This window comes from Desulfoglaeba alkanexedens ALDC, assembly GCF_005377625.1.
Lineage (GTDB): Bacteria > Desulfobacterota > Syntrophobacteria > Syntrophobacterales > DSM-9756 > Desulfoglaeba > Desulfoglaeba alkanexedens.
In genome coordinates, this window is record NZ_CP040098.1 from 3071236 (window position 1) to 3095360 (window position 24125).

General features: G+C 53.8%; 15 protein-coding genes, 1 pseudogene and 4 riboswitches. Of the genes and pseudogenes, 9 read left to right on the forward strand and 7 right to left on the reverse strand.

From position 1 onward, the window contains the following. Positions 1 to 213: 213 nt before the first annotated feature. The 3 genes from FDQ92_RS13870 to FDQ92_RS13880 all read right to left on the reverse strand — a co-directional run bounded on the left by FDQ92_RS13870 (position 214) and on the right by FDQ92_RS13880 (position 5185). Positions 214 to 1950: a methyl-accepting chemotaxis protein gene (locus FDQ92_RS13870; RefSeq protein WP_137425445.1), complete on the reverse strand. Its 1737-nt coding sequence runs from the start codon at positions 1948 to 1950 to the stop codon at positions 214 to 216. Positions 1951 to 2631: 681 nt separating this feature from the next. Then, positions 2632 to 4317, reverse strand: coding sequence for a transposase (locus FDQ92_RS13875; protein ID WP_137425446.1), 1686 nt, complete (start codon positions 4315 to 4317; stop codon positions 2632 to 2634). A 634-nt stretch (positions 4318 to 4951) separates the two neighbouring features. Further along, positions 4952 to 5185 carry a hypothetical protein gene (locus tag FDQ92_RS13880; protein WP_211341286.1) on the reverse strand — a complete coding sequence of 78 codons (234 nt, stop codon included), beginning with the start codon at positions 5183 to 5185 and terminating at the stop codon, positions 4952 to 4954. A 423-nt stretch (positions 5186 to 5608) separates the two neighbouring features. Between FDQ92_RS13880 and FDQ92_RS13885 the strand changes: the two genes are divergently transcribed. From FDQ92_RS13885 to FDQ92_RS13910, 6 genes are all read left to right on the forward strand, one after another. Then, positions 5609 to 5827 carry a hypothetical protein gene (locus tag FDQ92_RS13885; RefSeq protein WP_170180379.1) on the forward strand — a complete coding sequence of 73 codons (219 nt, stop codon included), beginning with the start codon at positions 5609 to 5611 and terminating at the stop codon, positions 5825 to 5827. A 436-nt stretch (positions 5828 to 6263) separates the two neighbouring features. Beyond that, positions 6264 to 6446: riboswitch (cobalamin riboswitch) on the forward strand. A 133-nt stretch (positions 6447 to 6579) separates the two neighbouring features. After that, positions 6580 to 6747, forward strand: a riboswitch (cobalamin riboswitch). A gap of 192 nt (positions 6748 to 6939) precedes the next feature. Continuing rightward, positions 6940 to 8709: a TonB-dependent receptor plug domain-containing protein gene (locus FDQ92_RS13890; RefSeq protein ID WP_211341287.1), complete on the forward strand. Its 1770-nt coding sequence runs from the start codon at positions 6940 to 6942 to the stop codon at positions 8707 to 8709. After that, on the forward strand, positions 8693 to 12670 hold the full coding sequence (locus FDQ92_RS13895; RefSeq protein ID WP_170180380.1) for a cobaltochelatase subunit CobN: 3978 nt from the start codon (positions 8693 to 8695) through the stop codon (positions 12668 to 12670). The genes FDQ92_RS13890 and FDQ92_RS13895 overlap by 17 nt, the downstream gene beginning before the upstream one ends. A gap of 9 nt (positions 12671 to 12679) precedes the next feature. Next, positions 12680 to 13420 carry a DUF2162 family putative transporter gene (locus tag FDQ92_RS13900; protein WP_137425449.1) on the forward strand — a complete coding sequence of 247 codons (741 nt, stop codon included), beginning with the start codon at positions 12680 to 12682 and terminating at the stop codon, positions 13418 to 13420. Next, a complete protein-coding gene (locus FDQ92_RS13905) occupies positions 13417 to 14067 on the forward strand; it encodes a MotA/TolQ/ExbB proton channel family protein (protein WP_137425450.1) in 651 nt (216 codons plus the stop codon). Before FDQ92_RS13900 ends, FDQ92_RS13905 begins: the two co-directional genes overlap by 4 nt. A 37-nt stretch (positions 14068 to 14104) precedes the next feature. Next, positions 14105 to 14386: a DUF2149 domain-containing protein gene (locus FDQ92_RS13910; protein ID WP_246041746.1), complete on the forward strand. Its 282-nt coding sequence runs from the start codon at positions 14105 to 14107 to the stop codon at positions 14384 to 14386. A 435-nt stretch (positions 14387 to 14821) separates the two neighbouring features. Here FDQ92_RS13910 and FDQ92_RS13915 read toward each other — a convergent pair whose 3' ends face one another. The 3 genes from FDQ92_RS13915 to FDQ92_RS13925 form a co-directional block, all read right to left on the reverse strand. Next, positions 14822 to 15721, reverse strand: coding sequence for an adenosylcobinamide amidohydrolase (locus FDQ92_RS13915; protein WP_211341289.1), 900 nt, complete (start codon positions 15719 to 15721; stop codon positions 14822 to 14824). Positions 15722 to 15808: 87 nt separating this feature from the next. Further along, positions 15809 to 17860: a TonB-dependent receptor plug domain-containing protein gene (locus FDQ92_RS13920; protein WP_211341290.1), complete on the reverse strand. Its 2052-nt coding sequence runs from the start codon at positions 17858 to 17860 to the stop codon at positions 15809 to 15811. A gap of 34 nt (positions 17861 to 17894) precedes the next feature. Next, positions 17895 to 18079: riboswitch (cobalamin riboswitch) on the reverse strand. A gap of 115 nt (positions 18080 to 18194) precedes the next feature. After that, positions 18195 to 18377, reverse strand: a riboswitch (cobalamin riboswitch). Between the two features lie 435 nt (positions 18378 to 18812). Continuing rightward, entirely contained in the window at positions 18813 to 19031 is a 219-nt protein-coding gene (locus FDQ92_RS13925) for a hypothetical protein (protein ID WP_170180381.1), read from the reverse strand. A 382-nt stretch (positions 19032 to 19413) separates the two neighbouring features. Here FDQ92_RS13925 and FDQ92_RS13930 point away from each other — a divergent pair, with 382 nt between their 5' ends. The 3 genes from FDQ92_RS13930 to FDQ92_RS13940 all read left to right on the forward strand — a co-directional run bounded on the left by FDQ92_RS13930 (position 19414) and on the right by FDQ92_RS13940 (position 22780). Beyond that, positions 19414 to 19914 carry a transposase gene (locus tag FDQ92_RS13930; protein ID WP_170180382.1) on the forward strand — a complete coding sequence of 167 codons (501 nt, stop codon included), beginning with the start codon at positions 19414 to 19416 and terminating at the stop codon, positions 19912 to 19914. 134 nt (positions 19915 to 20048) lie between these two features. Next, positions 20049 to 21494 (forward strand): hydroxymethylglutaryl-CoA synthase family protein, encoded by a 1446-nt coding sequence (locus FDQ92_RS13935; protein WP_137425454.1) that lies wholly within the window; start codon positions 20049 to 20051, stop codon positions 21492 to 21494. Positions 21495 to 21577: 83 nt separating this feature from the next. Then, positions 21578 to 22780, forward strand: coding sequence for an acetyl-CoA acetyltransferase (locus FDQ92_RS13940; RefSeq protein ID WP_137425455.1), 1203 nt, complete (start codon positions 21578 to 21580; stop codon positions 22778 to 22780). Positions 22781 to 22903: 123 nt separating this feature from the next. On the opposite strand, the pseudogene FDQ92_RS13945 reads toward FDQ92_RS13940, so the two are convergent. Beyond that, positions 22904 to 23203 (reverse strand): annotated as a pseudogene (locus FDQ92_RS13945) (IS66 family transposase); the annotation flags it as partial. Positions 23204 to 24125 lie beyond the last annotated feature (922 nt).

Here is a 24125-nt window from a genome sequence, read left to right on the forward strand (position 1 = left end):
TGAAGTGCCATTCGCGAACCGCCCCTACGCGAAAAAACGGACATTCAATCCCCAAAAGAGTGACGGGTTGTTGCCATTTTCTCATTGACACACAACGATGTTTTTCCGTTACTATGCTCCTCAAAAAGCAACTTCCTACCATGCCTTCAGCCATATCCCTTGGAACTGCGGCTAAGAAGCCATGTCTGACGCATCGCCGCCTGGACGCCGCCGTCAACCGACCCGCAGGTCGATTCCGAGCACACCGCCGATCTTGCCGTTGCCATTGTAGAGCGGAATGGATAGTGTGCAGCACGGCTTTTGGGTTATGGCCGAAATGTAGACCGGAGATATGTACTCTTCCTCGGCCATGGCCCGCTGCCACCAGGGCCTGACGGCTGCGTTGGATAGTCCCGCAGGAGGTTCGGAGTAAATGAACGATCCGTCGGCCCTGTTGGAATAAACCGCTTCGATGTTGGGATGGTCTCTGATCCATTCAGCAAGAATCTTTCGGTGTGTCATCTCATTGAGCTCCTTCAGCCTCGGATCGCGCGCAAGCTTTCTCAATTCCGCCTTTATCGATTTCAGAGCATCCTCCGAAAGGTGGCTGCCGCCATGAACCAGCGTGAGCAGATCTCCTATAATGCGCCTGAGCCGATCACCTTGCTTGTGGAGCGCTTCCGAAACCGAGGCTAAATCCTCAGCATTGGCCGCATTCTCCTGAGTCACCTTCTCCATCTCCGTCACGGCTCCCGTGATCTGGTCCACCTCCTCGGACTGCTGCCGAGAAGCGGTGGCAATCTCCACGGCCAGATCTTTGATGATCGCAGTATTGGAAGCGATTTCGGAGAAGACCCGCGACGTCAGACCGACAACTTCCGATCCGTTCTTGATTTTCATGTCGGTGCCTTCGATCAGCTCCGTCGTTCTCCTGGCCGCACAGCCTGAACGTATGGCAAGATTTCTCACTTCCTCGGCCACGACGGCAAAACCGGGACCGGCTTCTCCCGCGCGCGCAGCCTCGACTGCCGCATTGAGGGCCAGAAGATTGGTCTGGAAGGCAAGTTCATCAATGGTTCCAACTATTTCCTGTGTCTCTTTAGTCGCCTCTTCTATGTCCGCCATGGCCGTTATGAGTTTCGCCATGGATTGGGTGGCTTCCCGCACACTCAGGTTGGTTTCGCTCACGAGCTGATCGGCTCTGGCAGCGTTTACCGCGTTTTTCTTAATCATCGACGCCATGTGAGCCAACGATGCGGTCGTTTGCTCAAGGGCCGAAGCCTGCTCCGTAGTTCCACCGGCCAGAGACTTGCTCGCGGTGGAAACCTTATAAGACGTAGCCTCTATATCCCCGGCAGCCGCATCCATTCGATGGGATATACCCTTGAGAAGACCGTTGATCTTGCGAGAAGTGAGGAAAGCCGGAAGCATTGTGAACACAATGACCAACCCGATCATAGCAGTCACGTCCCAACCGAGACGTCGAGCTTTATCCGCCACCATCTTTTCAGACGGAATGTTCTCATTGATCGTTTTCTCAATCTTTTGCGCCAGGCTTATGATTCTTTGAGCCTCTGCGTTATCACCTTTACCCGCAAACCCGTGCAATCCATCCAGCTCCTTTAAAAGGCCCGAGAGGGGAGGGATGATCCGCTCCAACTCCAAACGCTCCTCTTGTGACAACCATTCGTTGGAAAAGAGACCTGATGCTTCAACATCTGTTGCACCGGTTTTCTGCCGTTCGGTCGTGTCCTCGCGGCCCCCCAAAGAGGTTCCATTACCGCGGGGTTGACGCGCCTCGAAACGGGCAACAGCCGCCACTGCCTTCTGACCGGTTACTGCCAGGCGAGTCGTATCCGTAAGTTCGGAGATTCTTTTAATGGTCAGAAGACACAGAACAGCCAGCAGCACCCAGAAGGTCCCGAAGCACAAGATTATCGTTTTGCCGATCGTGAGTTTTTTCCATCCCATGTACGCCCCCCCCCACCTGAATCTGGTCCTTTCATATATCGCACACGCCCATACGTCATGAGACAGGAGAGCAAAAACTTTGCCATAGAACAGAATGGACTTATATTCACCTCACGTGGGAAACGGGGTACCTCAATGGGCAAGATTCTTCGGCAGACTTCAAGAACCCGAGCGGGCGTTTCCGTTCAGGCGAGTCGGTTTGAGCTCAAAGACTTGTAATGTTCGCAGCCCGGCGAATGGCTCTGAAACCACAAAATATGCTTTGGAGATAAAACGCCCAACTATTACAAGATTGTACCATCTCCTCCGCAGCACAGGACTCGGAGCGTGGATGTGCTAACATAATCGGCGACAAGGCGTTTGCGCGAGCGGAACAATATTGTATCAGGGCCTTCGATGAAGGCGATCTGCACGGCGTTGCCTGGATATTCGACATAACGCTAGCGCAAGTGAAGAGCAAGCCGTGGTAGGGGGTGTAGGAATCAGAAGGGGTGTTGAGGCGCATCAACGCGAGGTGGTGTACCACGGGTTGGGTGATTCAGTTGTGAAGGGAGGACCGAGGATTTGATGGAGGGTGGGGAATCTGGATGGCAAAAGGACGAGGGTCTGAATCAGGGCTGTGGTGAAGCATGGGCCGACGTGGTGTGTGGCGAGGTTCAGCTTGGAAAGCAGGAAAACCAGCTATTCGCGGAGGGCTCCATATTTGAGCAGGATGTCTCTCTTGGAGATGGATTCAGGAACTCCGGTTGGCATGCGCACATTTGTTCCGCATAGGATGAAAACCTCGTAGGCGTCGAAAATGGCGTAGCGGTCTCCCTCGAAGACAATGAGCTTGTTGCCGTTCTCCTGCCTGACCTTTTCGCGGAACTTGCGTATTCCAGTCTCCTGGCCCTTTTGTGCGAGCTTGTCCTGTTGATCCATCCATGTTTGAAAGGCGGCGGTAAGTGCCATCATGAGCACAGTAAGGTAAACATGGGATCGGAACGCGTCGGCATTGTTTCGAGCCGGTCGTTCTATGAACCAGGCTTGCTTTGCCTCCCGGAACAAAGCGTTTTCTATTTCACTGCGGGCGTCATAAGCGTCGTAGACCTCGAGGGGTTTTTGCACCGAGCCATTGGTGAGGATGACGAGCGTGTCGGAGTCGGGATTGTTGCGTTTGAAAGGGTCGTCGAGTACCACCACAGCATTGAGTGGATTGGCGGTGAAGTCTTTGCGATTCTGATGACTGCCGCTGCCGAGCTCTCCATAGAATCCGGCCGAGGTGAGGGCTTCGATGCCCACAACGTCCCAGTGGTCCACAACGGTCGTCTTGTTCGATCCTTTACCAACCGAGCGGGCTTTCTCCCGGGTTTCCCGGATACCGCCGGCGGTAAGCGAAACAGCATCGGCATAGACGTCCATGTTGGTTTTGGCTGGAATATAGAAAGTGATGTGCATGGTGTCATGGAGCCACCATAGGAACTTGCCGTCTATGAATCCACGGTCCATGGCCAAAGAGACGATGGTGGCATGATCCGCAAGGTTTGTGACGGCCTGCTGCACCACTTCACCGGCAAAGTCGACATCGCTCACTTCGATCGTTGCGAACCGCAGAGCAATAGGAAGGCGGCTTGCAGGGTCCCAGACCACCCATATTTTGAAGCCAAAAACGGTTTCCAGCACCTTTCGGATGCGTTTCTTCCGTCGCCGCAGCTCGGGAGCTTTTTCCTTGCTAACCTTGCCGCACCCCCGGCATCGCTCCGTGGACTGGATTTCCGAAGAATCCATGAGTGCATGGATTTTTTTGGGGAAGAAAGAATGGGCCGCCAGGATCGTCACAACGCCGTTGAAGAGCCGCTCCAAGGCACTGGCGGCGATGGCCTGGATGTAGGCGGCGATGGAATCCGGGCAATAGGGGCCACGGATGGGGGTAGGCCGCGGATCATCGCGGGATGGGTCAGAATCGTCGCAGGGCTCGGCAACAGGCTTCTTCCGACCTCTGGCAGAGGTTCCTTCACGGACCTCTCTGCCATTGAACCCTACCAGTCGCATGAGGGACTGAGAGGAGAGAATCACCGGATTAATGTGCCAAAAGAAGCGGAGCCCGGCGACGATGCGCATGAGGTAGATGAGGATCACGGCGGGGAACTTGATATTGCTGGAACGCTGATTCCTGTTGGGATCAAGCCCCATGAAAAGCTTCATGATCCCGAGCTCTTCCAGAAAGTAGAAGAACTCGTCGAAAAGACCCGCTTCTCCGAGCCCATAGACCTCGGATATCTCCTCGCGCTCGGCAAGGTCCGAAGCGATTCCAGCCTGATCCCTGGAAGCCGTGCACCAACTGAGACGCTCGATAATTTTCTGCGACGCTTCAGCTATCGGGTTCATGGGAAAACCTCCTTCTTAAAGGTTTCTCCCATGCTTATTAATACTAATCGCAGCGGGATGTCCAGAACAAAATGGACTGTCACTAGAATATTGTTCTCGCCCGTAACATCGCGGTTCGGTTGCGCTCCGATTTCGCCTCGGCGCCCCAACCGCTATATCGAATATCCAGGGCGTTGCCGCGTTCCTTGAGTTTGACAAAGGATTGTGTTATCGGTAGCTTAGCTTTTCCGTTGTGGAAAAGACACTTGAAAGGGTGCAGATCTTTTGCTTCTTGTTTCCAAGCTCCAGCTTGGGAACGAGGGGAAACCGAGCTGATGCGCTTGCTGCTTCAAGGCCATCTGGATCTACCTCAGAGGGTCACCCTGCATGTCGTTCCAAAAGATCTGCACCCAAACCCAAGCGCCCAGATGCCCTGTGGCAATTTGCGATAAAAGCCGTCCTTGAAACGTATCGGTTCAGGATTACTTGGTTGTATTTAGGTCATGAGTGCCGTTCCTATGCCGCCCAACGCTGAACTAACGAACAGGCGGGGCACACCGCCATAGGTGTTTTGAAAGATAAAACGCCGCAAAAGCCAGGAGTATGATGCGGCGATTTAACAGCCTCTCATGTCCAGTGAGATGTTATATGTGCGTTACTTCGGAGGCACCGGTTGGTCAGGAGGGACGCCATATTTGCGTTTTCTGGCTCTGCCCCACCAGCAACCACCGAAAGTGACAGCCAACGCGATGTTCTGGAAGAACTTCGCGACCTTGTTTCCTTTACGAGCAGCTACGCAGATCGGGCAACCTATCTCGCAGAAATCAGGATCATTGGGATGTAGAATCGGCATCTTCCACCCATTCCATCCGTATTTCGATTCCGCCATGACTAACCTCCTTACGATTCAGTTAAGTAAGTGAATACGAGTGTATAAGCATATAATGCATTGCTCACCGGAGAGGGCCGCTTTTTGGCCCGAATCCAGTGGAGCAAATGGTTGGGCAATAAGCAATTCCCGAAGCCTCTGTAAAGGCTTGAAAACCGGGCCTTGAAGGATTTGGTTTTCGCAAACCCGGAGGGTCATTTCGGGCTCCGAAGGGGGTTTCGGCGGTGAACTTTTCAACCATTTTGGTCTTTCATGCTGGACCACCGGCTCAAATTAAATTTAGCCTTCTGATGTGAATTTTTTCAACCATTTTCGTTTTTCCCGCTGGAGAGCAGCCCGCGTCTTTGCCAGGTTACCCTGCCATGAAGCCCGGCAAAGACGCTCCTTCCTCCAAGATCCGACTTCGCAAGCATCTGAATGCAGATGGCTCTGGTGAGGGCGGTGCGCCGTGAGTTCGAAAAGATCCCCGATCCCCGAAAGGGCAGGCCGCAGATCTCCTTTGCGGATGCGGCCATGAGCGCCTTCGCCATGTTTTCTTTGAAGGATCCCTCTCATCCGGCCTTTGAGAAACACTGGTCGGCTCGGGATCACAACCTGCACGCGCTCTACCACATCTTCTATATTGAAGTTGAACGGGGGTGAGGTATGTCCGAAAACAGATCGAAGCCGGGCGACCGAGGCCTTACCACAGATTTTGAAATACCTAGCTCCTGCAAAAAAATCATGAAGAATTAACAATTTGTCCCAGAATAGGTTTTACTAGCCTTTTGTAGGAACCGGCTTGCCGGCGACCAGGGATTCGGATTGCTGTCCTTTCTTTGTCAGATAGGCTGCCGGTGGTATCTTGAAGCCGACCTTGGTACGAAAGCCCTTGATGGAGGACCAAGATTCCAAAAGAGTGACATCAACGGATATGCACGAACTATGTTTGGTTTTTGCAACACTCTGTTAAGGTGACCGCAACATGACAATATAGCACATATATCTGAGACGTACTGGAAAGATGGGTTTAGCCATCACTTTGCTCTTCAGGAGAGGGTGCAACTTTTTTTCTTGACCTCTAAAAAATGATGATTTAGAGGAGCAATAAATTGAGAGTGGCCCTCGGGCCTTGAAAGGGAAGACGGTGCGATTCCGTCGCGGACCCGCCGCCGTGACCGGGGACGAAAGCCGCAATCAAGCCACTGCTCGCAAGGGCGGGAAGGCGCGGCGAGTAGGATGATCCGGAAGCCGGAAGACCTGCTTTCAAAGAGATAGGGCTGCCTGGCTCCTCGTGGATGTGGGGGCGCGGCATCTAAAAGTGGGATTAAAAACGGAATCCCCGGACGCAGACTATGTGTCCGGGGATTTTTTTATGCGTGAAGGGGGTAAGGGATCTAAAAAGGAAAATCTTTAGTTTAGAGATGTTCCCGGATCAAGGGAAGGAAGTGGAAAGCTTCCGCCGCCCCGCGACTGTAATCGGGACGAAAGCCGCAAATATGTCACTGTCCTAAAAGGACGGGAAGGCGCGGTGAGTAGGATGAACGAGAGCCAGGAGACCTGTTCCGGAAGCGTTGGATCTTCAAGACCTTCGAGGGAAAGGGAAGAAGAAGATGAATAGATTTATATTATGCGTTCTCCTGATGTTGATAGTCATTTTTTTACCGCACGTTGCCACGGCGCAAGGACCGGCAGAAGCAACGGAGAAAACCAGGCAAAGCGAGCAAGGTACGGTTGTTCTTGAATCCATTACTGTCACAGCCGAACGCTTTCCGGTGGAAGAAAGAGAAAGCCCACGCTTTGTTACGGTGGTGAGCTCCGATGAACTCAAGGAAACCGGCGCCAATAACCTGGTGGACGCCCTACGCCGTGTGGGCGGCCTTTCTTATAGTGCATTCGGCGCCATGGGGGTCAGCCATGGCGGCATGAACAGCAGCGTCTCGATCCGCGGCATCAAGGACGGCGAACTGGTGCTAATAAACGGCGCCCCCATCCAAGGGGCGGCCGGACACGCCTATGACCTCAACACCATTCCCATTGACCAGATCGAACGTATCGAAATCATGAAGGGAGCGGCCTCCACTCTTTACGGCGCCGATGCCATGAGCGGGGTCATCAATATCATCACCAAGAAGCCGCGACGGGTGACGGCCTTCAAGGGATCTGTGGAGTTCGGCAACGAGTCTTACCATAACCACAGCGTCTCCGCTTTCCTGCCCGGCTTTAATGTCGGTTTGAATTACCAGCATCTGGGGAATCAGACCGAGATCTCCAGGAGTTTCACTAAGAAATACCGCTATGACCAGGACGACATCGACAAGTATGCCTGGAACCTCAACGCGGAACCGATGAAGAACCTTTATCTGGATTATCTTGGATCCTATTACGAAACCGGCTTTGAGAAGCATTACGACGGAAATGCAAAACCTTATGAGGGAACCGATCAAGAACATCAAAAAAACTTCGCCAACCTCCGATACGAAACCCCTACCTTCAGCGCCAAGGCCTTCGGTACTTATGATGAGATGCAGCGCAAAGAATACACCAATCCCGGTGACCCGAAGGATCGGAACAAGAACTACAACTTCGGACTCAATGGCGACTACCGGTTCCGACTCTTCGACTGGCAGATCAATGTGGGAAGCGAGTGGGTCTACCGGGGTGCGGACTACAACAACAAGTACGGCGAGCACCATCGAAACGATGTCGCTCCTTTCCTTCAGGTGAAAAAGACCTTCCGGGAACGCCTGACTGCGACCTTGGGGGCGCGGGAGCAATTCGTTCTGGGGGAATCCGGAACCGACGATTACGACCGTTTCCTGCCCAGCTTTGGTCTCACCTATAAAGCCACGGACGCACTGAACCTTTTCGCCAATGCCGGAAAGGCCTTTCGCGCGCCGGACTTCAACGACCTGTACTATGAAAGCACCTTTCTGGTCGGCAATCCCAACCTCAAGCCGGAAGAGGGCTGGACCTACGAGGCAGGTGTAAAATATGACGATGACATGTTCCGCCTGCGCTTATCCGGCTTTTACATGACCTATAAGGACAAAATCGAGTTGGACCGTTCCAGGGGCTACCCCCAGACGTACATGAACGCCGGAGACTATGAAAGCAAAGGAGTCGAATGGGAATTTGGTGTCAACCCCTTCGTCCGTAACTTCAAGCAGGTGTGGATGCGTGACATTTCCGTTTATGCAGCCGGATACTGGGCGGACCCCACGGCCGAAGACCCCGACGGCAGGGAATACCAGACCGGGCCCAAACTTCAGACCAGTCTCGGCGTCAATTACCTCAGCGAGCCGCTGGTGCTGGATCTGAACTCCCAGATCCTTACATCCAGGGAGCGCGATCTCGACAGCTACTCAGTGCTCAATTTTTACGGAAAATGCAGACTCCGGAAGGGCTATCTGACCTTCAGCGTGGACAACATCTTTGACGAAGAGGTTCAGGTTTACGGCGATCTGACGGAAGACGCATCAAATCGGTATGCCTATTACGAGGTGGAGCGGCTTTTCAAGGTGGGATATGAAATCGATTTTTAAGCCTCACAGTGCAATGCGGCCATGGCCGGGCCTTGCGGTGGTATGCGCCCCGGCTCTGGCGTTCCTGCTTCTGACGGGAGCAGCGGCTTCGGCGCAGGGGAATACCATCGGTTTCTTTGTCGGTGACTCCGACGCCTACACCTGCGTGCAGGCCGTCAAAAAGCTCGACCTGCCGCAGGTGGAGATCGGCGTTTTCACCGAGGAAGACGTCGCCGATCCCCGAATGGCGGAGTTTGTCAAGCGCATGGATATCGCGGTGGTCGACATCATGCCGCGCCAGCCGGGGGAATGGCTCCTGGCCAACATGGCCGCTCTTAAGCCGGAAGCCATAATCTACGCAGTGCGACATTCCAGTCACACCAGGGATTATCTGGACGCCGGCTTTATCATGGACCCCACGGTTCAGAGCTACTTCCAGTTCACCTCGGTCCGGAACCTCACCCGCCTGATCCAATTCTTGGCCAAACGCGATTTAAGGATGGCTGTCGAAACGTCTCCACCGGATCTCCCGCCCCAAAACGCCCTCTACCACCCTGATGCACCCTCGCTCTTCGCGGACCTGGAGTCCTATGCGGCATGGTACCGGCAAAGCGGCCGATATCAGGAGAAGGGTTTATGGGATTTGATGATAGTCTTTCCCACCTCCCCCATTGATTCCAAAAAGGAGCCGGTGGACGCCCTGGTGCGGGCATACGAAGCAAACGGGATCAACACGGTCGTCTGGCTGCGGGATATGGAGGGGTGGGACAAGACCTTAGAGCGCCTGATTTCTTCTCCTCCGCTGAAAGGCCGCTTGGGCTCCGTTACCGGACTGACCTTTAAATTCAGCTCTACGCTCTCCGCCGATTTGCTGCCGATCCTTCAAAAAGCGGACGTTCCGGTCTTCAATCCCCAGATGATTTTCTTTTCCACCGGCGAGGAGTGGTCGGCCTCCAGTCAGGGTATCTCACCCGTGGGGATATCCTTGCAGTTTTCCGTGCCCGAACTTTCCGGTCTGGTGGAGCCGACGGTGATCGGTGTCAAGGAGCGCGTGACAACCGACTCTCTAGAGGTCAACACCTATCGCTACGTGCCGGTGACGCCCCTGGTGGAAAAAATGGCGCGCCGGGCGGCTCGCTGGCACCGATTGCGGCAGATGGAAAACAAGGACAAAAAGATCGTCCTGGTCTATTACAACCACGGGGCCGGCAAACAGAATATCGGCGCAAGCTATCTCAATGTCTTTAGAAGCATCCGCGAAATCATCCAGGCGATGCAACGGGAAGGCTATCGTATTGAGGGTGAGCTCACCGAAGAGCAGGTCATGGAACTGCTGCTCAAATCCGGTCGTAATATCGGTTCCTGGGCCCCGGATGAACTGGACCGCCTGCTTCGGGAGGGAAACGCGGCTTTTGTGGACATGGCCGACTACCGGCGCTGGCTGGCCGAGACCCCGCCCGAATTTCAAAAAAAGGTGATAGAGCAGTGGGGAAGGCCGGAGGATTCCAACATTATGGTCAAAGACGGCCGGTTTGTCATCCCCTGCGTCCGGCTGGGCAACCTGATCCTGGTCCCCCAGCCGGTCCGGGGCTGGAGCGATGATCCTGAAAAACTCTATCACAGCACCGTACTTTATCCCCACCATCAGTACATCGCCTTTTACCTGTGGCTGCAAAAGGTCGTCAAGCCGGACGCCATGATCAGCCTGGGAACCCACGGCACCCACGAATGGCTACCCGGAAAGCAGGCCGGATTGAGCCATATCTGTCCGCCGGAGGTGCTGATCGGCGATATTCCCAGCATCTATCCCTATATCGTAGACGATGTGGGCGAGGGGCTGCAGGCCAAGCGTCGGGGCCGGGCCGCGATCGTCGATCACGCCACGCCGCCGTTTAAAAAAGGCGGTATTTACGAAGAATATTCCAACCTGGCCGCCTTGATCAGCGAATATGAATCCTCTGCTTCGGAAAAGATCCAGGCGGCCAGACTGGAGCGGATTCGGGAGATGACCTTGAAACTCGGCCTGGACAAGGACCTGGATCTTAAGGTGGTGGATGACGACGCCCTGGAAAGAATTGAGCATTACCTGTTGGAACTGAAAACCGAGATGATCCCCTACGGGCTCCACACCTTCGGGGTCTCTTGCCAAGGGGAAGGACTGGAAGAGACCGCCGCGGCCATCGCTTCCAAGGGTGGTCGATCGGTGGACTTCTACAAAGCGCAGCTTACAGAATGCGGGCCGTCGGAGATGGCAAATCTAATGCGCGGCCTGCGCGGCGGATACATTCCCCCGGCATCGGGAAACGACCCTATCCGCAACCCCGAAAGCCTGCCTACCGGCAAAAACTTTTACGGCTTTGATCCGGACAAGGTGCCTTCCAAGGAGGCTTGGGCGAACGGGGAGAAGGCGGCAAACGAAGTGATCGAAGCCTACCGGCGGAAGCATGAGGGCAAATTTCCCGAACAGATCGGCGTGGTGCTATGGGCGGTGGAAACCATCCGGGACGAGGGGATCAATGTGGCTACCGCCTTGAAGCTCTTGGGAGTGCGCCCGGTCTGGGACCACCGCGACAAGGTGACCGGCGTGGCTCCGATTCCCGGAAGCGAGTTGGGACGGCCGCGGATCGATGTCCTCCTTCAGATGTCGGGGCTGTTCCGGGACACGTTCCCAACCGTGGCGCTCCTGCTGGACAAGGCCGTCAAGCAGGCGGCGGTGCTCACCGATGTGGAGAATTTTATAAAAAGCCACAGCGAAGAGATCCGCCGGCAACTGACAGAGCACGGGTACACGGCAGAGGAGGCGGAAAAGCTCTCCCTGGTGCGGCTTTTCAGCGCTCCGCCGGGGGCCTACGGCACCAAGGTCGATGATATGACCGGGGCAAGCGGTCTCTGGGAAGACGACCAGGTGGTGGCCGAGCAGGGCTTTATCGACATGGTTTCCTACGGCTATTCCACGGAGATCTGGGGTAAGCCGCTGAAGGAGGTGTACCGAGGCAACCTCAAAAAGGTGGATGCCACCCTACATTCCATCGGCTCCAATCTCTACTCGACCATGGACAACGACGACATGTTTCAGTACCTGGGCGGGCTTTCCATGGCGGTGCGCAAGGAATCGGGCAAGGACCCGGACGTCTATGTCTCCATGCAGAAAACGCTCGGTCAGGGCCACGTCGAACCGCTTGCTACCACCATCGGGCGGGAATTGCGCACCCGGTATCTGAACCCCAAATGGATTGCCGGGATGAAAGAGGAAAACTACGCCGGCGCCCGGGAGATGGCGGAATTTGTCGAAAACATGTGGGGCTGGCAGGTGACCACGCCCAATGCCATCGACAAAGCCAAGTGGGAACAGACCTATGAGGTCTACGTGGAAGACAAGTACGGTCTTGAGATCGAAGAATTCTTCAACCGGGCAAACCCCTGGGCCTATCAGTCCATCACCGCCCGCATGCTGGAGGCTATCCGCAAGGGCTATTGGGAAGCGGATGAAAGAGTGAAAAAGAAGCTGGCTGTCGAATATGCCGTTAACGCGGTCGAAAAGGGGGTGGCCTGCTGCGATCACACCTGCAACAATCCTCTTTTGAATCAGATGGTGATGAATGTCATTTCTTTGCCCGGCGTACTCTCGCCGGAGGTGGTGGAACAATTCAAGCTGGCCGTGGAACAGTCGGCTGGAAAACCGTTGGATAAACTGGCGGCAGAGCGAGAGGAACTTTTGAAAGAGCTTCAGGATGGATTGCGCAAGGCGGCTCCTAGCGCCTCCGATCCGGCAACGGAAGCAACGGAGGCGCGGACCGACCGGGCCGAGGCCGCCCGCGGAGACGTGGCCCAAGCGGTGGAGGGCTACAAAATGGAAGAGATGAACCAGAAGGATGAGACCACGAATCTGCCCTCTTCGGGCGTTCAATGGGTGGCGTCACTGTTTGTGCTCCTGATTATCGGGTTGTTCGTCTGGGGGACGCGACGTAAACGACGAAAGTAGGAGAAAACCATGGAATGGAAGAGCCTAGTGCTGGGAATTGCGTTCTGCGTGGGCATCTTCGCCGTCAAAAGCGGCGTGGGGCTCTCTTACTATATGTCCAAGACCACTTCCTCTCATGCTAGAGCGGTCGCATGGGCGGGGTTTGCCGCGACATATCTCCTGGTTTTCGCGGCTTGTGGCTACACCCTGGAAAAAATCGATCTGATGCAGCACCTGGTTGCCATTCAGGAGTGGATTCAATCGGGTATGCTGGTGCATCTGCTCATGGCCGCAATGCTCCTTCTCTGGGGGCTGCGATTGCTGCGGGAAAACGGAGGCGCTGCCGGTAAAAGCCGCGGATGGATTTTGCTGACCGTCCCTTGCCCGGTCTGCGCCATGGTGATTCTTTTTTCCGTGGGCTTCATGACGGCTGCCTTCCAGGAATCGCCCCTCACAACGGCCGCCTTGCTCTACTTGGTTTTTCTCTTGATCAACACGGTTACCGTAAAGATTATGAGCGCCACACGGAATCGGGAGTCGCCGGAATCGTTTCTGGGGGTGTCCATGTTGGCCATCGCGGCCTATTTTTTCCTTTCCGTAACGATCATGCCCAATATCGCCGACGCGGACAAGATCTACCAAATGGCACTGTATCCTTCGAATGCGGCCTTCGAAGAACCGCGGCGGCTTTTAGTCTTTGTAGTCGGCATGCTGGCCGCGTTTCTGTCCGTCTTCGGCATCACATTTCTTCGGATAAGGAAAATGGCATGACAGCAATCGGCGCTTTCCTGAAAACCTTCATTTACCTGATTTCCGCTTCCCTGCTCTACCCGGTGCTGTTGCTCTTGTCGGTTCTCTGTCTGTACATCATCGTCTGTGGCGGAACCTTTTTTGCCGAGTGGTTGGAACGAACCAGGCTCCACAAATGTCCCCCACAGGACCTTCCGGATTTGCTTGCCAACGGTGACCCCTCGGCAGTGGTCGCTCACCGGGTCAATCGATACATTAAAACGCTTTTGCAGGTCATGCGCCGAAATGACGGCGTGGATGCGGCCGTTGAAAACCTCCTTCAGCAGGAGACCCTGATGCTCTGGAAGTCGATCGATCGCCTTTGGCTTCTCGTCCGGGTAGCCCCGGCCTTGGGCCTGCTCGGCACCTTGATTCCCATGGGAACCGGCTTGGCGGCCCTGGGCCAAGGCGATATGACGCAGCTTTCCGCGGACTTGGTGGTCGCGTTCACCACCACTGTTGCCGGTCTCGCCGTCGGGACCGCGGCCGTCGTCATGTACACGGTCCGGCGACGCTGGATCGAGGAAGACGTGAAGAATATGGAACTGGCAACCGAGCTGCTGACATTGCGAACCGAGAGAGACAAACATGCGTTATTTGAAAAAACGGCGAATGAGGCACATCGGTAAAGGACCTGGAGAACCGGCTTTCCAGGAAGACGATCCCATGACCGGCGTTGCAAACTTGTTTGACATCGGGTTGGTCTTCATTGTGGGGCTTATCATGGCGCTTTTCAGCGTCTATCATCTTCAGGACCTTTTCAGCGAAACTTCTTCATTTACCATCGTCAAGCAAAAACCGAAAACCGAGGAGATGGAGATCATCACCAAAGAGGGCAAGAAGATCAAAGCCATCAAAGTGACCAAAGCCACGGTTCAAGGCCGGGGCCAACGCCTTGGTACGGCTTACAAACTGGAAGACGGGACCATGGTCTATGTGCCGGAATAGGAATAGTAAGTGGAACGAATCAAGAGGGTGCAAATTTTTTCTTGACCTCCCAAAAATGAGCACTTTCCCCCTCGTTCCCAAGCTCCGGCTTGGGAACGCCCTGCCCGGGAAGCTCCAGCTTCCCTCCTGCTACAGCTGAAACTCGCTGTTTTTCTAGGGAGCTCGTCAGGATCTCGAAGTGGTCGTTCCCCTCGTTCCCAAGCTCTGGCTTGGGTACGGCCTCACCGAAGCTGGAGCTTCTGCACAGTTGTGTTCCCAAGCTGGAGCTTGGGAACAAGAAGAAAAAGATCTGCACCCGATCTCCAAGTGGTCTCTGTGGGTGAAGACCGAGATCCACGCTACGATAGTAGATGTGACAAAGTAGTGGGTGTCTGGCTTCTTTGTTATGGATTTTGTAGCGGGTTTGCGAAAACCAAATCCTTCAAGGCCCGGTTTTCAAGCCTTTATAGCAGCTCCGGGAATTGCTGTTGCCCTGGTGAAGTTTTGACGTGATTCTTTTATCTGCTTGAAACCGTTTTGTTTTTGCAGCGCCTCCATGACCCCTTCATGGACGGCCTTGCCAATGAGCTCCCCGATCTTGCTGTGTCCGCCTGTGTAGGTGACCTTCGGCCCGTTGACGCCTGAGACCACAATCGCGTTGTCCGTGCCTGTTCCGGTCGCCTGGACCGATTCCGTGTAGGAACTCTGGACGCCGAGATCCTCGAAGGCCGCGGTCTTTGCCTCGGTGAGCGTGATGATCGCCCGCGCCATGGCCCCGTCCGTAAGCTCGGCATTGGTCAGGAGGATGACGTTGACTGTTCCGTGGGGTTCTTTATCTCCTGTTTTCCCCTCGATGTGCTTTCCTTCATCCACCCCGGTGCGGAGGGCGTTGGTCCTGGCTCCTGCGGTCACCAGTGCGGTCACCACGAAGGGAGGGTACCGCTTCGTTACAACGGCGAGGTTCTTCATGTCCGCGGCTGTGCCGAGCTGGGCGATCTTTTCTTCCGGCACCCCGCTTTCCATGGCGATCCTTTTCTTGATCCCGCGCATGTAGACCTTGCCGCCCACTTCATCCCTGGTCTTCATCTCCTTACAGACCTTTTTGAAAAGGCCGGGATGGGCGGAATGGTTCACGGCGATCCTGCCCTGGATGAGGCCATCGTTCGTGGAAAGCATCCGTCTATCCTCAGGGAAGGTGACGACAAGGGTCTTTTCCCAAAATCCGTCCCTTTCGGCCACCTTTATGAAGGCTTTGGCATCGAGTTCAGCAGGAAGCTGGATCTCCTCTGATGCCCCTGCCGAAAGTGTGACAAGGAGCAGGATCAGGGTAAAAAATACCGACATGGTTCGTTTCATACCTTCTCCTTTTCTCCAAACAGGATGGAATCCCCACCTTTCCCCCTTTATCAAGGGTAACGAGGGGCGAATCGGTATTCATCTGGATCAGATGTCATATCTTAGGCCGAGGAAGAAGCTTCTGCCCGGCATGGGGTAGTTCTTGACGTATTCGTAGTCCTTGTCAAAGAGGTTGTTGATCTCTCCCCTCAGGGTGAGGCCACCGAACCGGTCAAAGTCAAGAATCTTCTTGCTCATGGTAAGGTTAGCCACGGTGAAGCCCCCCTCCTCGACAACCGGGGCCACCCACGTAGGCGGCCCGGCACCCAGCCAGTCGTCCACATCCTTTTTCCCCGTATAGGCGAGGTTGAGAGCAGCGGTGAAGTCCTTCCGGTTAGAAACCCGGAGTCCGTATGAGACGTTGGCCTCCTCCGTATAGAGGAGGTCCTTTCCGGTCTCATCATCCTCGTATTTGAAAAGATAGGTGAAGTTGGCATAAGGCCTTATTTCGTAGCCCCATGGGAAAAAACCGCCGATGTCCCAGGAGATCTCGCCCTCGAGGCCGTCTATGTCCGCGCCGCCGGTGTTTTCCCACGTCATTATGCCCCCTGGTCTGGATACGGACTGGATCTTGTCCTTGAAGTCCGTCCAGAAAAAGGTCATGGATGCGTTGAAGGAGCGCCGGGAAAGATCGAACCCGACCTCCCAGGTTTCGCTCTTTTCTGGGTCGAGATCAGGGTTTCCAAGGTAATGAACGTAACTGGTGTAGTCGTAGGCCAGCTCATTCGCCGCCGGCATCCTGAAGCCTTCGCCGTAGTTGGCCCTGAGCTTGAGGTAATCCGTCAGGAGAAAGGCGACCCCAAGGCGGGGGGTGATCTCCTGATCGTCTTCATTGCGTCCGCGCGGTTCTTTCATTTCCACGTCGTACCAGTCGATCCTGAAGCCGCCGGTGAAGATGAGCCTTTCATCAAGGAATCTGAGCTTGCCGAGGAGGTAGCCTGCGGTGTTGTCGTACTCGCTCTTTTTGGGGTCGTATGTGGCATCGATTTCGTAGTTGTCCCAGTTGAAACCGGCTACAAGGCCCACATGATCCGTGTCAAAGGCGACCTGGGCCTGGGCCCCTTCCTGTTCGGTCTTGGTCAGTGTTGGGATCCCGTCATCCCAGCCGTCTGGATCGCTTGACATGCGGTCAAACCATGTATCCTCGTCCTCGCCGTCGAAATACCTCGCCATCCAGGAGAAGGTCCCGCCAGGGGTCCGGCCCTCGTACATGAAATCCAGCGACTCGTTATCCGCGTCCTTATAGTCGTCGAGGTCGTTTTTTGCCAGATATCCGGGGTCTCCGATGCCTTCCCCATCGTAGTCGTTGTATATGACGCCGATCCGGTGACCCGGCAGGAACTCGTAGCCAAGATTGACATAGACGTTTTCCTGGCGGGAAAATCCGGTGTTTTCGTATTGGTCACCGCTGGCGGTATCGTAGTCATCCATCGAGCGATGTTCATATGTGCCGTAGAAATCGACCCCCTTGGTATTGGCCGAAAGACCCATCGCTTCAGCATCATATTCCCAACTTGCGAGGCCTCCCTCTAGAAATGCGGAGTTATCCACGCCACGTTTCGTGATGATATTGACGACCCCGCCCATGGCCGCCGAGCCATACTGAACCGAGGCCGGACCCCGAATGATCTCGATCCTTTCCACGTTGTTTCGAATCATGAGCTTGGCCGCATTGCCCGTGGCTGCGCGTCTTCCGTTGATGAGGATGAGTACGTGGCCCATGAGATCGTTTCCGTGGGTCTCGGTCCGAAACCCCCTGATGCCGACGGCGGTCAGCGCGCCGGGATAATTCTGGATATGGCCCACGGCCTTTTCTGCAAGGATCTCCCCAAGGGTATGAGCGCTCGAGGCCTTGATCTCCTCCTCGTCAATGACCGTTATGTTCGCGGTAACCTCTTTGGCCTTCTCTTCGACCCTGCTTGCCGTGACGACGATCTCATCAAGGGTAAGGGCAGCCTTCACATCGCCGTCGGCGGCGAGCGTCTGATCCAGCGGCAGCATGGTCAGCAGCACGGCGGCCAGAACGCAGGCCGCCCATTTTGATCCTCGGTTTTTTGCCGCCGCTACCGCGGCCCTATCGCCCCATCTTTGTACCTTCATCTTTTCCTCCGTTTCCCGCCCGCGCGGGTTTTCCGAGTGTGGTATTCCCGGAACAGGTCTCCTGGCTCTCGTTCATCCTACTCACCGCGCCTTCCCATCCCTTCAGGACAGTGGCTTTGTCGCGGCTTTCGTCCCGATTACAGTCGCGGGGCGGCGGAAGCTTTCCACTTCCTTCCCTTGATCCGGGAGCATCTCTAAACTAAAGATTTTCCTTTTTAGATCCCTTACCCCCTTCACGCATAAAAAAATCCCCGGACACATAGTCTGCGTCCGGGGATTCCGTTTTTAATCCCACTTTTAGATGCCGCGCCCCCACATCCACGAGGAGCCAGGCAGCCCTATCTCTTTGAAAGCAGGTCTTCCGGCTTCCGGATCACCCTACTCGCCGCGCCTTCCCGCCCTTGCGAGCAGTGGCTTGATTGCGGCTTTCGTCCCCGGTCACGGCGGCGGGTCCGCGACGGAATCGCACCGTCTTCCCTTTCAAGGCCCGAGGGCCACTCTCAATTTGTTGCTCCTCTAAATCATCATTTTTTTGAGGTCAAGAAAAAAGTTGCACCCTCTCTTGAAGAGCAAAGTGATAGCTAAACCCATCTTTCCAGTACGTCTCAGATATATGTGCGATATCGTCATGTTACGGTCACCCTAACAGAGTGTTGCAAAAACCAAATATAGTTCGTGCATATCCGTTGATGTCACTCTTTTGGAATCTTGGTCGTCCATCAAGGGCTTTCGTACCAAGGTCGGCTTCAAGATACCACCGGCAGCCTATCTGACAAAGAAAGGACAGCAATCCGAATCCCTGGTCGCCGGCAAGCCGGTTCCTACAAAAAGCCAGTAAAACCTATTCTGGGACAAATTTTTAATTCTTCATGATTTTTTTTTCAGGAGCTAGTATTTCAAAATCTGTGGTAAGGCTACGGTCGCCCGGCTTCGATCTGTTTTCGGACATACCTCACCCCCGTTCAACTTCAATATAGAAGGTGTGGTAGAGCGCGTGCAGGTTGTGATCCCGAGCCGACCAGCGTTTCTCAAAGGCCGGATGAGAGGGATCCTTCAAAGAAAACATGGCGAAGGCGCTCATGGCCGCATCCGCAAAGGAGATCTGCGGCCTGCCCTTTCGGGGATCGGGGATCTTTTCGAACTCACGGCGCACCGCCCTCACCAGAGCCATCTGCATTCAGATGCTTGCGAAGTCGGATCTTGTCGGAGCCCGAAACGACCCCGCGGGTTTGCGAAAACAAAATCCTTCAAGCCCCGCTTTTCAAACCTTTACAGGGGCTACGGGAATTGCTGACTAACCCCCATGCCCGGGCACGGGCAGAACGAAGGATGAAAATTCGCGATACGGGGCAGTGGGGTAAAGCCCAAAAACATGGCACAATAAGCAATCGGCATTATTGGTGAATCTTCTATTTTCATGTAAAAATTATAAAATAAAGTTTTTCAAAGAGCGAAATATACGGTAGAAGAGGATAGACAAATCGGAATTCGTGTGCGATAAATGGAATGAAATTTTTCTCTATCCTGGGGGCCATCGGTTGGAGTGCTGCCAAGTGAGCAAAGACGGGACAAAGCTTTATCAGGCCGAGGCTCAAGCCTGCCGACAGTGTGAAACCCAGCCCCGGTGTTGCCGTTCGAAGTCTGGTCGCCCTCGAACCGTCAAAATCGATAACTACGAGCACTTGCGTCAAGCAATGGCACGCAAGATGAGTGAACCGAAAGCGCGGGAAGCCTATCGCAGACGCAAGGCGTTTGCGGGACCCGTCTTTGGGCACATGAAAAATCTTGGGTTTCGAGGTCTACGCCTGCGGGGTCTGGAAAAGGTCAAGGGCGAGTTTGCCCTGATGAGCGCTGCTCACAACTTCCTGAAAATTGTGAGGGCCGTGGTGAGGGGTATCCATTTCGAGCAGGGGCAGATGATGGAGCAGGCTGCCTCAAGAGGCAGCTTGCTCCTTTTTGAATGCCTTTTCAGAGACTGCTTATGCACGACATCCCCCATCCGCGAGCAAAGACTTTCTCGTTACGGTAGTTTCACCCGACATGTTTGCTTATGAATTATGTATGGCTCGAATTCCAAGCCACATTCTCGGACAAACTCTTAGCTTATTTTCAAGGGGAAAATTCCAATTCCCGTTGAACCAAGGCCGTCTTGGTCAAGAATGAACTATAAAACAAGGAGGATTGAACTATGGCAGGTATTACGTCTTATGGTGCTTACATTCCCCGGTATAGGATGAATCGGAAGGTGATTTTTGATCAGTTTGGGTGGTTCAATCCGGCGAATGCAAGTGTGGCAAGGGGAGAAAAGGCCGTTGCAAATTATGATGAGGACACTATTACAATGGCTGTTGCAGCGGCCACCGACTGCCTCAATGGCAGGGATAGGAAGGAAGTCGATGGTGTGTATTTGGCTTCTGTATCTCTTCCATTTGCCGAGAGGCAAAATGCAGTGATTGTTTCGGATGCCCTTAATTGTTCCTCCAAATTACGGACAGCGGATTTCGGTGGTTCGCTCAGATCCGGCACCACGGCTCTTCTTTCGGCCTTTGATGCGGCAGATGCCGGGGGCAATATAATGGTTTGTGCCGCTGATTCAAGGGTGGGGAAGCCTGGCAGTGCTCAGGAGTATACATTTGGAGATGGTGCAGCAGCTCTATTGGTAGGGAATGATGGGGTTGTTGCGGAGTTTAAGGGCTCTTTTTCGGTTTCGCGTGATTTTATTGATTATCGGCGTCTGCCGCAGGAAAAGTTTGGGCATGAATGGGAGGCGAGATGGATTCGGGATGAAGGTTATGGAAAGATTATACCCGAGGCCGCCTTCGGGCTGCTCAGGAACTACGGTTTGGACATAAAAGACTTTGCCAAGATTGTAATCGCCTGTCCTGTACAGGCTGCGTTTGTCGGACTGGTTAAGACTTTAGGTGCAAAACCTGAGCAGATTCAGGATAACATGATGTCAAACGTTGGCGATTCGGGGTCAGCATTGCCTTTTATGATGTTTGTGGCGGCGCTTGAAGAGGCAAAACCCGGAGATAAGATTATGGTTATCAGCTATGGCAATGGTAGTGATGCGATCTATTTTGAGGTAACTGATGAGATAGAGAAAGTAAAAAAGGGAAGGAAGGGCATCAAAGGTTGCCTTTCCGAGAAAGAAGCCCTTCCCATTTATGGGAAATATCTTGTTTTCAAAAATATTATACCCATAGAGGCGGGGATTCGAGGTGAGGAAATTCCCCCTACGGCAATGTCTGTTCTCTGGCGAGAGGGCAGGACCATTTCAGCCCTTGTCGGCTCGAGATGCAAGGTATGCGGCACCCCTCAGTATCCGAGACACAGGGTGTGTGTAAATCCTGATTGCGGCGCTGTTGATCAGATGGAAGATTACCATTTTTCCGATAAGACAGGGACTGTCAATTCTTATACCGGAGATAATCTGGCCTTTTGCTGGGATCCGCCCCAAATTTACGGTTCCGTTGATTTTGGAGACGGTGGGAGGATATTTCTTGAATTTACAGATTGCGAACTTGGTTCTCTAAAGGTTGGAATGCCCGTTTTCATGAGCTTTCGCAAGAAATATGCCGATCCACAGAGAGGGCATTACGGTTATTTCTGGAAGGCTGTACCGGTTAAATAGAAAATCATAAATCACAAGTCAGTGATGTTAAATCCAAGCACCTTGCTTTGACTTGTTTTAAGTATGTCATAAGGAGGTATAGGATGGCAAAAGGGATAAAGAACAAGGTTGCTATAATAGGGATGGGTTGCACAAAATTTGGCGAATTATGGGATAAAAGTGCTTCTGATTTGATAGTTGATGCATATAAAGAGGCAATGGAAGATGCCGGTATAGAGAAGAAGCACATAGATGCCGCCTGGTTCAGCAGTTGTGTTGATGAAGTCAATGTTGGCAAAGGCGGGTTTCCGTTGGCAAGAACCTTAAAGCTGCCCTTTCTCCCTGTAACAAGAACGGAAAATTTCTGTGCATCGGGGACTGAGGCATTTCGCGGTGCCTGTTATGCTGTGGCCTCCGGCGCCTGCGACATTGCTCTGGCTCTTGGCGTGGAGAAGCTCAAGGATACAGGGTATGGCGGATTGCCTGATTTCGGGCAGTTAATGGGCGTAGAAAGAAGGGTTATAGGGCCTAACCTAACGGCGCCGGGTGCGTTTGCCATGATGGCAACCAAATATTTTAATCGTTATGGCCTTTCACCGGAGGAAGGCAAAAGGGTTCTGGCGCATATATCGTCAAAGAGTCATCACAATGGAACGCTCTGCCCAAAGGCTCATCTGCGCAGAGAGGTTTCTATTGAGCAAATCATGAAAGCGCCGATGATAGCCTGGCCGCTGGGTCTTTTTGATTGCTGTGGCGTGAGCGATGGAGCGGCGGCAGCCATCGTTGTTCGTGCTGATATGGCTAAGGATTTTAGGAAGGATCCCATTTACGTGAAGGCCCTTCAAATTGCTATAACCTCTGGAGAGGAAGAGGGTTATAGAAGCTGGGATGGCGCCCATGTGGAGCCGACATGTCGCGCGGCAATCAGGGCTTATGAAGAAGCAGGGATAACAAACCCACGGGAAGAGATAAGTATGATGGACGTCCATGACTGTTTTTCTATTACTGAGCTTGTGACATATGAGGATCTTCAGATATCCCCGAGAGGAAAGGCGAGAGAGGATGTGGAGGCAGGTTTTTTTGATCTGGATGGCAAAATACCCTGCCAGACCGATGGAGGGTTGAAGTGTTTTGGTCATCCGATTGGAGCATCGGGTCTCAGGATGCTTTATGAGGAGTATCAGCAGCTTCAGGGGAAGGCCGGAGAAAGACAGGTGAAAAATCCAAGAATAGGACTTACTCACAATCTGGGTGGATTCCCGCATATGAGCGTCTGCAGTGTAGCGATTGTGGGAAATGAGCTATAATGTAGGTATCAGGATTGTATGTGGTATAATTTTTCTTGCGTGAATTCAGAAAGTTTCGATAAGAGGGCGCTTTTCCTTTAAACGGCTGTTGTCCAAACGTATCTGATCAGAGGATAGGGGTTGCTACGCCAAACGGGTGATCCAGTCGAGGTCGGGGTGTTGCTCTTTGAAATACGAATCGAAGGCCTGCACAAGCACCGAGAAGGTGGACATCTTGTGCAGGCTGCAGGTTTGCCGCAGGGGCAATATGCGCACCACCCAACGGTTACCTTTGTCGCTTTTCGTGCCTTGGCTTCTTTTGCGCCAGAGGACCCCAAAGCGGATCGTGCGTTCGGCGAAGTTATTGGTGGGCTCGACCCCTTTGTTCACGAGGAAGGTGAACAGGGTGTCCATCTCTTTTTCGAGCCTGCGGGCAAACGTACCCGCCGCGCTCTTGCTGTCTCAGTAAAGACCGATGAGATGACACAGCCTTGCATAGAAAGCCCGCCACTCCCCGCGAGGGTGGGAGGTGCGTTGGCCATTTTGACCAGCGGCTGAAGTTCCTTGCGGGCCCATGTGGCAAAGGTCGAAAGCTCCTCTGGACGGGTGCTCTCAGAGAGGGCTTTGGCCCTGCGGAGGTGACGGCTCAAGCAGGTCCGCCTTGCGTTCACCTATTTTCGGTACACGGCGGCGTCGTCGCTTGCGAGGATTCTTTCCCAAGCGCCGATGAGCTCCTCGAAGGCATCTAAGTACAGGTCCACGAAGAATCCTTGCAAGCCGGCAAAGCCGGAAAAACCGGTGCACGTTGAGCACGAATACGGCCGCGATGGCGCGTTTCATCTATTTGCCGCCTTCGATACGCGCACAGGTAAAGTGTATGCCCGATGTTTCAGAATCGAGCAGTGTTTCAGTATCCTCCAACGGAAACGTCTCAAGATCGTGGATTTGAAGTCCATCGATGATGGGTGCAGATCTTTTGCTTCTTGTTCCCAAGCTCCAGCTTGGGAACACAACTGTGCAGAAGCTCCAGCCTCGCTGAGGCCGTTCCCAAGCCATAGCTTGGGAACGAGGGGAATTCTGTTTCCCCTCCCCTTGTGGGAGGGGATTAAGGGGAGGGGAATGTAACTGATTGACATACATTAATTTTCTCACCCTCACCCCAACCCTCTCCCATCAAGGGAGAGGGGGGATTTTTTGACCTTCGTTAACCTTTTTGCTTAAGGTCTCCACTTTAGAACGCTACCAACATTTTAAGTTTCGCTCGGCCGCAGATATTATGGCCATCCAAAACTGTTGTCGAACTTTTTTAGAGGGGGCTCGCTGCGATTTTCCCCAACCGTTACGCGAACGAGAGGACAGCGTGAAG